Here is a 10,062-nt window from a genome sequence, read left to right on the forward strand (position 1 = left end):
TTGCCTGGCGGCCTTAGCGCGGTGGTCCCACCTGACCCCATGCCGAACTCAGAAGTGAAACGCCGTAGCGCCGATGGTAGTGTGGGGTCTCCCCATGCGAGAGTAGGGAACTGCCAGGCATCAAATTTAGCGTGCTGATATGGCTCAGTTGGTAGAGCGCACCCTTGGTAAGGGTGAGGTCCCCAGTTCGACTCTGGGTATCAGCACCACTTTTTAGGTTAAAGTTCGGCGGATTAGAAAAGAATTTGTCTGGCGGCAGTAGCGCGGTGGTCCCACCTGACCCCATGCCGAACTCAGAAGTGAAACGCCGTAGCGCCGATGGTAGTGTGGGGTCTCCCCATGCGAGAGTAGGGAACTGCCAGACATCAAATAAAACAAAAGGCTCAGTCGGAAGACTGGGCCTTTTGTTTTATCTGTTGTTTGTCGGTGAACACTCTCCCAACCAGGACAAATCCGCCGGGAGCGGATTTGAACGTTGCGAAGCAACGGCCCGGAGGGTGGCGGGCAGGACGCCCGCCATAAACTGCCAGACATCAAATCAAGCGAAAGGCCATCCGAAAGGATGGCCTTTTTGCTTTTCGAACTAACATTCAATTAATGGATTACCTGCGATAAAAATGCCCTCGTACGCTCTGATTTAGGATGCGCAAAAAATTCATCAGGTGCAGCTTGTTCCACTATCTCCCCACGATCCATAAAAATTACCCGGTCAGCGACGGTACGTGCAAACCCCATCTCATGTGTTACACACAACATTGTCATACCCGACTGCGCCAGCCCAATCATCGTATCCAGCACCTCTTTCACCATCTCCGGATCGAGCGCCGACGTTGGTTCATCAAACAACATAATTTTCGGCTTCATACACAGCGAACGCGCAATGGCAACGCGTTGCTGCTGACCACCTGAAATCTGTCCGGGAAACTTATGCGCATGTTCGGCAATTCTCACCCGCTCAAGGTAATGCATCGCCAGAGCTTCAGCCTCTTTCTTAGGCATCTTGCGTACCCAAATCGGGGCCAGGGTACAGTTCTGTAGAACGGTCAGATGAGGGAAGAGATTGAAATGCTGAAAGACCATTCCCACTTCCTGCCTGACGCGCTCAATATTGCGGATATCTTCATTAAGTTCGATGCCATCTACTACGATCCGTCCCTGTTGATGTTCTTCCAGATGATTAATACAACGAATGGTTGTCGATTTACCGGAACCAGAAGGGCCACACAGAACGATCCGTTCTCCCGGTTGCACGGTTAAATTTATATTTTTCAAAACATGGAATTGTCCATACCATTTATTGACGTTTTCCAGCGTAATCATCGCGTTAGCAGGTTGCAGTAAAATTTGGCTCATAGTGTCCTCAATGCGGTGTACGCCCGGTGTTAAAACGTTTTTCCAGATGTTGGCTATAGCGCGACATGCTGAAACAGAAGATCCAGTAGATCAGCGCGGCGAAAACATACCCTTCCGTCGACATACCCAACCAGGCGGGATCAACGGTTGCCTGCTGAACGCTACTGAAAAGATCGAACAACCCGATAATGATCACCAGGCTGGTATCTTTGAAGAGTGCGATGATGGTATTTACCAGCCCAGGAATTACCAGCTTCAACGCCTGTGGCAGAATAACCAGCCCCTGAGTTTTCCAGTAACCCAATGCCAGTGACTCTGCCGCTTCATATTGCCCTTTAGGCAGCGCCTGTAATCCGCCTCGCACGACTTCCGCAACATATGCTGACTGAAACAGGATCACGCCAACCAGCGCGCGGATCAGTTTGTCGATACTGGTGCCTTCTGCCATAAACAACGGCAGCATGACCGAAGACATAAACAATACGGTAATCAGCGGTACGCCGCGCCAGAACTCGATAAAAATGACCGATAAGATACGCACAATCGGCATATGGGAGCGGCGACCTAACGCCAGTAAGATCCCCCACGGTAGCGCCCCCGCAATCCCAACGGATGCAATAATTAAAGTTAGCGTCAGCCCGCCCCATTGCCGGGTTTCAACCCGCTCCAGACCAAAAAAACCGCCATACATCAGCCACCAGACAATCAGTGGGTAAATCACCGCCCAGACCGCAATATAGCGACCGCGATGCGGGAGTATTTTCCAGAACATTGGTGCGATTGACACAAGGCCAATCAGTAATGCCAGGTTAATTCGCCAGCGTTGGTCGTGTGGGTAAAGTCCATACATAAACTGACCAAATCGTTCGTGGATGAAGACCCAACAGGCACCGGCTTTTGTGCAGTCGGCACGCGTTGAGCCAACCCAATTAGCCTGCAAAAATGCCCAGTTCAGCAACGGTGGGATCAGTTCCCACATCAACCATATGCAGCCAATAGTCAGCAGGCTATTGCTCCAGCTGGAGAACAGATTTTTTCGCACCCACACCATCGCGCGGCTTGAGTTATGGCTCGCTGGGCGCGAGGGCTGAGACAGCAATACTTTTGTCATCATGACTCCTTAGCGTTCAACGATCGCGATGCGGCGGTTATAGATATTCATCAGCAGCGAGATAGTCAGGCTGATAATCAGATAGACCGACATGGTCATGGCTATCGTCTCGATGGCTTGCCCCGTCTGGTTCAGCACGGTGCCAGCAAACAGCGAAACCATATCGGGATAGCCAATAGCGGCGGCAAGAGAGGAGTTTTTGACGATGTTGAGATACTGGCTGGTTAACGGCGGAATAATCACTCGCAGTGCCTGGGGAATAATGACCTGGCGTAGCGTAACCGGGTTGGGTAATCCCAGTGACCGAGCCGCTTCATGTTGACCATAAGGCACTGCCTGGATCCCAGCGCGGATAATCTCGGCGATAAATGCAGATGTATAAACCGAAAGTGCCAGCGTTAAGGCTGCCAGTTCAGGAATTAAAACCATCCCGCCGCGGAAGTTAAAGCCTCGTAGGGCTGGGACATCCCAGTGTAGTGCTGCGCCAAAAAGCCATTGCGCCAGTAAAGGCAAACCAATGATCAACACTGCGGCGATCGGCCAGGTGCGGCGCAGTTGTCCGGTCTTTATCTGGTATGTTTTATTAAAGCGGAATAGCCCAACAGAAAGGACTATAGCCATAACAACAGCCAGGATAAACGCAATAAATCCGTCTCCCAGCTGCGGTGACGGAATATAAAGCCCACGATTGCTCAAAAAGGCCAGATCAAACGCGCTCACAGCCTGGCGTGGTCCGGGCAAATTGCGCAACACGGCAAAGTACCAGAAGAAGATTTGCAGCAGCGGGGGAATATTACGGAAGATCTCAATATAAATTGTGGAAAGCTTTCGTAGCAGCCAGTTATCCGAAAGTCTCGCCAGACCGATAAAGAAGCCCAAAACAGAAGCGAACACAATACACAATGCAGAAACCAGTAGCGTATTGAGTAAGCCGACAATAAAAACGCGTCCGTAGGTGTCGCCCTGCTGGTAATCGATCAAATGCTGGACAATACCGAAGCCAGCGCCGCGATCCAGAAAGGCAAAACCTGAAGTAATGCCACGATTACTGAGATTCGTTACAGTGTTGTGAAATAACCAACCAACAATGCCGACAACAGCAACAACGGCAAGGATCTGGAATAACCAGGCACGAACCGTAGGGTTGGCAAAGGAGAGTGAGCCTTTAACGGTTGAGCGGCGATGAGACATAGAAACCTCGGAAAGCATAACGCTGAAGAGAGCGCCGCCGTAGCGACGCTCGTTACCTCACACCGACTTAACGCACGGGCGGCGCGTACTGAATACCGCCGTTATTCCAGAGATTATTTTGCCCACGTTTAATTTTCAGCGGGCTTTCTGAACCTACATTACGCTCGAAAATTTCCGAGTAGTTACCCACCTGTTTGATGATGTTATAGGCCCATTTATTATCCAACTTCAGATCCTTGCCGTAATCGCCTTCTTTACCCAGCAGATGTGCCATATCAGGCGTTGCTGGATTAGCCGCTTTTTCATCGACGTTCTGGGAATTGATGCCCATCTCTTCAGCATTCAGCATGGCGAAAAGCGTCCAGCGTACAATCGAGAACCATTCATCATCGCCACGACGAACTACCGGCCCAAGCGGTTCTTTAGAGATAACCTCCGGTAAGACAATCCATTCAGCTGGGTTGCTTAATTTGATGCGCAGGGCATACAGTTGCGACTGATCCGAGGCCAGCGTATCGCAGCGACCAGATTCCAGTGCCTTCGCTGATTCGTCAGAGCGATCGAAAGTCACCGGTGTGTACTTCATATTGTTTGCCTTGAAATAGTCGGCAACGTTGAGTTCGGTATCAGTACCCGCCTGAATACAGACGGTAGCGCCATCCAGTTCTTTCGCGCTTTTTAGCCCCGCTTTATCGTGCGTCAGGAAGCCAATGCCGTCGTAATAAGTGACGCCGGTAAATGCCATTCCCATCCCGGCATCGCGAGATGAAGTCCAGGTCGTATTACGGGAGAGCAAATCCACTTCCCCTGACTGTAAAGCGGTGAAGCGTTCTTTTGCTGTGAGTGGGGTATATTTCACTTTCGTGTCGTCACCAAATACAGCAGCGGCAACACCACGACAAACATCAACATCAATACCTGAAAACTTACCGTCTGCATCGGCATAAGAGAACCCAGGTAATCCATCACTGATCCCGCATTGCACAAAACCTTTTTTCTGAACGGCATCAAGCGTCGCGCCAGCATGCGCCTGATTTGCAACGGCAAGCAGCACGCTGGCGGCAGCCAGTGTGGCTATCATCATCTTTTTCATAATGCTTCCTGTGAGGCGAAAATTATCGTTATAGGACGTTTGGGAAACGTCTTTTACCTGTCTGTGGCCATCCTCTTATAAGCAAAAGTAGTGCCAGCTTTTGCGCCCGATTTCGCGTCGCAATAAGCTGAGTGTAGACAGGAAATAATAAAAACAGCGCCCCGCAATGGTGCGAAAATGAAACATGCGCCACATTTTGGCGCAAAATATTTACGCGTGTTTTACTAAGCAGAATAATGATTGTTAGAGTGAGTATATTTCTGGTGGGAAGTGTGAAAGTTAAATTGATGCGTTATTTCGAAAGCAGCGAAATAACGCGATATAACATGCTAAATCAGCAGAGAATTAGCCAGCAGAATATAGCAATATTTTATCTTATGTAAAGATACTGTATCGTTAAACAGAGTGCGAAACTCCGCGCCCTGTTCAGTTATTTCGACAGAGCGATGATCCCCATCGTCAGGCCAGCAACAGCCGCTGCCCCGCCGGCAATAGCCCCAGCCGTTTCCCAGTTATCCTGAGTCGTGCCTTTCATACAGGTATTGGTGTGAACCAGACGACCCTGATCGTCATAAACCGGAACGCAGGGCGAATCGTGAGCACAGCCCGCCAGCAATGCGGTGAGCAATGCCACAGGAATTAATCTTTTCATGGTGTTACCTCAGTAATAAACGCTAACGCTTAATAAGTTAACTCTCTTATTAACGAGCTGAATGCCATTTTATCACCGGAGGTTATAAATATTGCGGAATGAATAATGACAAATTATGTGAATTGTAAAAATAGTGAAGGGAGCGGGAACTATAGAAAGTTTTTAAAGAGTGAGTGGAAGAATATCTTATTAATTTTTATGGGTTTCACTGAAAATAATAAAGGCACCCGAAAGTGCCTTTATGTTTCTGATTTATCCTTTAAAGCAACGGCGGATCACCACAAAGAACACCGGTACGAAGAAGATTGCCAGCAACGTTGCAGAGACCATTCCGCCCATTACCCCGATACCCACTGCGTTCTGCGCGCCACTGCCGGCACCGTTACTGATAGCTAGCGGTAATACGCCGAGAATAAAGGCGAGAGAGGTCATCAGGATAGGACGCAGACGCATACGTACTGCCATTAGTGTCGCTTCAACAACACCTTTACCCTCTTTCTCCATGAGATCTTTAGCGAACTCAACAATCAAAATAGCGTTTTTGGCCGACAAGCCAATTGTCGTTAGCAAGCCCACCATAAAGTAGACGTCATTTTTTTGATTAAAGAGTGTCGCCGCCAGCAGCACGCCGACAATCCCTAACGGCACGACCAACATAACCGAGACAGGAATTGACCAGCTTTCATAGAGTGCAGCAAGGCACAGGAAAACAACCACAAAGGAAATTGCTACCAGAGCGGGAGCCTGGTTTCCCGATAAGCGTTCCTGAGCCGGAACTGGTTCCTGGCGCGGCTTCCCCCTGAATCTCCATTGACGGCAGACCGTTGTAGCGTTCCAGTCGCGGAGAGCCATACACCCAATGTGAAGTGGTAAAGGCCGAGAATGGCACCATTTCGCCGTTGGCGCTGCGGACATAAAGTTTATCGACATCTTCTGGCAGCATACGGAATTTGGCATCCGCCTGAACATACACCTTTTTCACGCGACCACGGTCGATGAAGTCGTTAACGTAAGTCCCACCCAACGCCGTTGAAATGGTCTGATTGATGTCAGAAAGTGAAACACCTAATGCCTGCGCCTTTTCCTGGTCAACTTCCAGTTTAAACTGCGCGGTGTCTTCCAGGCCATTAGGACGCACGCTGACTAAGCTGGCAGGATGTTGCGCCGCCATGCCAAGCAACTGGTTACGGGCCTGGGTCAGGGCATCGTGACCCAGCCCAGCCTGATCAATTAACTCAAAGTCGAAACCCGTTGCCGTGCCCAGTTCAACAATGGCTGGCATATTGAATGGAATGACAAAACCGTCGCGGATCTTGCCCAATTCCATTTTGGCACGATGGATTACCGCTTCCGCACTGTTTTCATCACCATTACGCTCTTCCCACGGTTTCAGACTGACGAAGGCCATACCGGCGTTTTGTGCCTGGCCGCTGAAGCTAAAGCCGTTAACCGTAAAGACACTTTCAACGTTCGCTTTCTCGTTCTTCAGATAGTAATCCGTCACTTGATCCAACACTTTTTGCGTCCGCTCTTGCGTCGCGCCAGCGGGTAACTGAATCATGGTCAGAAAGACACCCTGATCCTCTTCAGGTAAGAAGGAAGACGGAAGACGTAAAAACAACACCACCATTCCTGCAACAATCAGCGCATAGATCAGTAAATATCGTCCTGTGGAACCGAGGATTTTGCCGACGCTGTTGGTGTAGTGGTTAACGCTATGATCGAAGGTGGTATTAAACCAGCCGAAGAAACCACCCTTATTTTCGTGATGCTCAGCTGAGGTGGGTTTGAGCAGTGTTGCACATAACGCAGGGGTAAGAATCAATGCCACCAGAACAGAAAGCGCCATTGCCGAAACGATGGTGATAGAGAACTGGCGATAAATTGCCCCAGTAGAACCGCCGAAGAATGCCATCGGAATAAATACCGCTGACAGCACCATCGCGATACCCACCAGTGCGCCCTGAATTTGCGACATCGATTTTTCCGTCGCTTCTTTTGGCGGGAGCTTATCCTCCATCATCACGCGCTCGACGTTCTCCACCACCACTATCGCATCATCGACGAGCAGCCCGATGGCAAGCACCATCCCGAACATCGTTAGTGTGTTGATGGAGTAACCAAAAGCGGCGAGGATGGCAAACGTCCCTAATAACACCACGGGTACCGCAATGGTGGGGATCAGCGTTGCTCGCATATTCTGCAAGAACAGATACATCACCAGGAACACCAGCATAATGGCTTCGAACAGCGTTTTTACCACTTCGTGAATAGAAAGCTGGACGAATGGCGTGGTGTCATAAGGGTAGAGAACCTTCATTCCCTGCGGGAAGAATGGCTGTAATTCCGCCAGTTTTGCCTTAATGGCTTTCGCGGTATCGAGAGCATTCGCGCCGGTTGCCAGCTTAATCCCCAGGCCCGCCGCCGGTTTTCCGTTGATACGAGCGATAACGTTATAGTTTTCACCGCCAAGTTCAACCCGTGCGACATCTTTCAGGCGTACCACCGAGCCGTCACTGTTTACGCGCAGGGTCACTTTGCCGAATTCTTCCGGATTTTTTAACCGCGTTTGAGCAATAATCGAGGCATTCAACTGTTGCCCTGGTAACGCTGGCGTTCCGCCCAACTGTCCGGCAGCGATCTGATCGTTCTGTACCTTCAACTGGTTAATCACATCAACCGGTGTCAGTTTATATTTGTTTAGCAGATCGGCGTCCAGCCAGATACGCATCGCATACTGTGCGCCGAAAAGCTGTACGTCACCGACGCCATTCAGACGGCTAAGCGTATCTTTAACGTTAGAGGCCACATAGTCCGAGATATCGTCCTGTGTGGTGTCTGGGTTATCAGAGACAAAGCCCGCCACCATCAAATAGCTGCTACTGGACTTTTCAACACTGATCCCCTGCTGCTGAACCTCCAGCGGCAGCAACGGCGTGGCGAGCTGGAGTTTGTTCTGCACCTGCACTTGCGCGATATCAGGATCGGTCCCGGACTGGAAGGTAAGGGTAATTGTCACGCTACCGGCGGAATCGCTGGTGGAGGACATATACATCAGGTTATCGATACCATTCATATTCTGTTCGATAACCTGCGTCACCGTATCCTGCACGGTCTGCGCATCAGCACCTGGATAGTTTGCCGAAACAGAAACCGCAGGCGGTGCAATGGTTGGATACTGAGCGACGGGCAATTGTAGGATCGCCAGTGCGCCCGCCATCATCAGAATAATGGCCAGCACCCATGCAAATATCGGTCGTCGAATAAAAAAGTTTGCCATGTCAGATTACCTTACTTCGATGCAGTATCTGCGGGGGTATCGGTAGTGGCTTTAACCTGCTCTCCCGGACGCGCTTTTTGCAGGCCGCTGACAATGACTTGATCGCCAGATTTCAGACCTTCGCTAATCAACCATTTATCGCCAATCGCCTGACTGGCAACGACAGGGCGCGCTTCCACCTGACTTTTATCGTTAACAATCAGCACGGTTGCATCACCACGCGGTGTGCGGCTAACGCCTTGTTGCGGGATAAGAATGGCGTCAGGTTGGACGCCTTCATCAATCCGTGCGCGCACAAACATACCCGGCAAAAGCGTATGTTGCGGGTTAGGGAAGACGGCACGTAGGGTTATGGAGCCAGTGCTTTCATCAACGGTCACATCAGAGAATTGCAGCGTACCTTTCAGGGGATAGGTTTGACCGTTTTCCATGACCAACTCTACGTTGCTGGTGGCGTTTTCCTTATGCAAATTTCCTTGCTCTACGGATTGCTTCAGCCTCATAAAATCGTTGCTGGATTGGGTCACATCAACGTAGATAGGATCGAGCTGCTGGACAGTCGCCAGTTCAGTCGTTTGCCCATTAGTGACAAGAGCGCCTTCGGTCACGGTCGATTTGCCGATACGTCCGCTAATTGGCGCAGTCACTTTGGTATAAGCGAGATTGATGCGAGCGCTTTCGACTGTGGCTTTTGCGGCAATCACGGCGGCATCGGCCTGGCGAGCATCAGCAATGGCCTGGTCGTACTCCTGCTGGCTGATGTATTTCGTACCCACGAGCGGAACGTAACGTTTTACCGTCAAATGCGCGATGGCGGCGGCGGCTTCACTTTTCGCCAGTTCGCCTTTCGCGCTGTCATAATTTGCCTGATAGGTCGCGGGATCGATCTGGTACAGGGACTGGCCTGCTTGCACATCGCTGCCTTCAGTGAAATTGCGATTCAGTACGATCCCGCTAACCTGTGGGCGAACTTCGGCTATACGGTAAGCATTGGTGCGGCCTGGTAATTCAGTCTTAACTTCTAACGGGGCCGTTTTTACAATATGAACGGTAACCTGCGGTTCACCGACGTGAGCTTTCTCTTCTCCCTTATCGTTACAACCGGCGATTAAAGCCGCGGAGATCAGAATAAAGGAGGGCAGGAGGAAAAACCTGGCATGTTTCGTCATTACTATTCCTCAAAAAACCAAAAGCGCGTTATTTACCCAAAAAGGCAACGCGTTAACTCGCAGAAAGAAAAATACAGTTCGCTATCCTACAAATTATCATTCGTCGATGTAAGGAATAGTTATGAATACAGGCGTCTCAAGGCACATAAACACAAAAAAAGATTAATATTCTACTGTTTTAGTTTGACGCGGGTTGAAAGAGGCGGAATTAAA

General features: G+C 50.1%; 6 protein-coding genes, 1 tRNA gene, 2 rRNA genes and 1 pseudogene. 3 read left to right on the forward strand and 7 right to left on the reverse strand.

Going from position 1 to position 10,062, the window contains the following annotated elements; genetic code table 11:
- Window positions 1-3: 3 nt before the first annotated feature.
- The 3 genes from rrf (E0D98_RS18030) (at window position 4) to rrf (E0D98_RS18040) (ending at window position 364) form a co-directional block, all read left to right on the forward strand.
- Window positions 4-119, forward strand: a 5S ribosomal RNA gene (gene rrf, locus E0D98_RS18030).
- A gap of 14 nt (window positions 120-133) precedes the next feature.
- Window positions 134-209: transfer RNA gene (locus E0D98_RS18035), tRNA-Thr, on the forward strand.
- 39 nt (window positions 210-248) lie between these two features.
- Window positions 249-364: ribosomal RNA gene (gene rrf / locus E0D98_RS18040) — 5S ribosomal RNA — on the forward strand.
- Window positions 365-594: 230 nt separating this feature from the next.
- Here rrf (E0D98_RS18040) and E0D98_RS18045 read toward each other — a convergent pair.
- The 7 genes and pseudogenes from E0D98_RS18045 to acrE all read right to left on the reverse strand — a co-directional run bounded on the left by E0D98_RS18045 (window position 595) and on the right by acrE (window position 9,849).
- Window positions 595-1,353: an amino acid ABC transporter ATP-binding protein gene (locus tag E0D98_RS18045; protein WP_000078338.1), complete on the reverse strand. Its 759-nt coding sequence runs from the start codon at window positions 1,351-1,353 to the stop codon at window positions 595-597.
- Between the two features lie 7 nt (window positions 1,354-1,360).
- Window positions 1,361-2,464 (reverse strand): amino acid ABC transporter permease, encoded by a 1,104-nt coding sequence (locus tag E0D98_RS18050; protein WP_005136097.1) that lies wholly within the window; start codon window positions 2,462-2,464, stop codon window positions 1,361-1,363.
- A 9-nt stretch (window positions 2,465-2,473) separates the two neighbouring features.
- Entirely contained in the window at window positions 2,474-3,655 is a 1,182-nt protein-coding gene (locus E0D98_RS18055) for an amino acid ABC transporter permease (protein WP_000019674.1), read from the reverse strand.
- A 67-nt stretch (window positions 3,656-3,722) separates the two neighbouring features.
- Window positions 3,723-4,748: an amino acid ABC transporter substrate-binding protein gene (locus tag E0D98_RS18060; protein WP_000738579.1), complete on the reverse strand. Its 1,026-nt coding sequence runs from the start codon at window positions 4,746-4,748 to the stop codon at window positions 3,723-3,725.
- Between the two features lie 430 nt (window positions 4,749-5,178).
- Window positions 5,179-5,400, reverse strand: coding sequence for a membrane protein (locus E0D98_RS18065; protein ID WP_000825639.1), 222 nt, complete (start codon window positions 5,398-5,400; stop codon window positions 5,179-5,181).
- A 252-nt stretch (window positions 5,401-5,652) separates the two neighbouring features.
- Window positions 5,653-8,680, reverse strand: a pseudogene (gene acrF / locus E0D98_RS18070) (multidrug efflux RND transporter permease subunit AcrF).
- An 11-nt stretch (window positions 8,681-8,691) separates the two neighbouring features.
- Window positions 8,692-9,849: a multidrug efflux RND transporter periplasmic adaptor subunit AcrE gene (acrE, locus tag E0D98_RS18075; protein ID WP_000160334.1), complete on the reverse strand. Its 1,158-nt coding sequence runs from the start codon at window positions 9,847-9,849 to the stop codon at window positions 8,692-8,694.
- Window positions 9,850-10,062 lie beyond the last annotated feature (213 nt).

Source organism: Escherichia sp. KCJ4928, assembly GCF_004352695.1.
Lineage (GTDB): Bacteria > Pseudomonadota > Gammaproteobacteria > Enterobacterales > Enterobacteriaceae > ECMA0423.

Excerpts from the sequence above, each read along its gene's own strand:
- E0D98_RS18045 (WP_000078338.1), bottom strand. The coding sequence starts at position 1,353 with ATGAGCCAAATTTTACTGCAACCTGCTAACGCGATGATTACGCTGGAA.
- E0D98_RS18050 (WP_005136097.1), bottom strand. The coding sequence starts at position 2,464 with ATGACAAAAGTATTGCTGTCTCAGCCCTCGCGCCCAGCGAGCCATAAC.
- E0D98_RS18055 (WP_000019674.1), bottom strand. The coding sequence starts at position 3,655 with ATGTCTCATCGCCGCTCAACCGTTAAAGGCTCACTCTCCTTTGCCAAC.
- E0D98_RS18060 (WP_000738579.1), bottom strand. The coding sequence starts at position 4,748 with ATGAAAAAGATGATGATAGCCACACTGGCTGCCGCCAGCGTGCTGCTT.
- E0D98_RS18065 (WP_000825639.1), bottom strand. The coding sequence starts at position 5,400 with ATGAAAAGATTAATTCCTGTGGCATTGCTCACCGCATTGCTGGCGGGC.
- acrE (WP_000160334.1), bottom strand. The coding sequence starts at position 9,849 with ATGACGAAACATGCCAGGTTTTTCCTCCTGCCCTCCTTTATTCTGATC.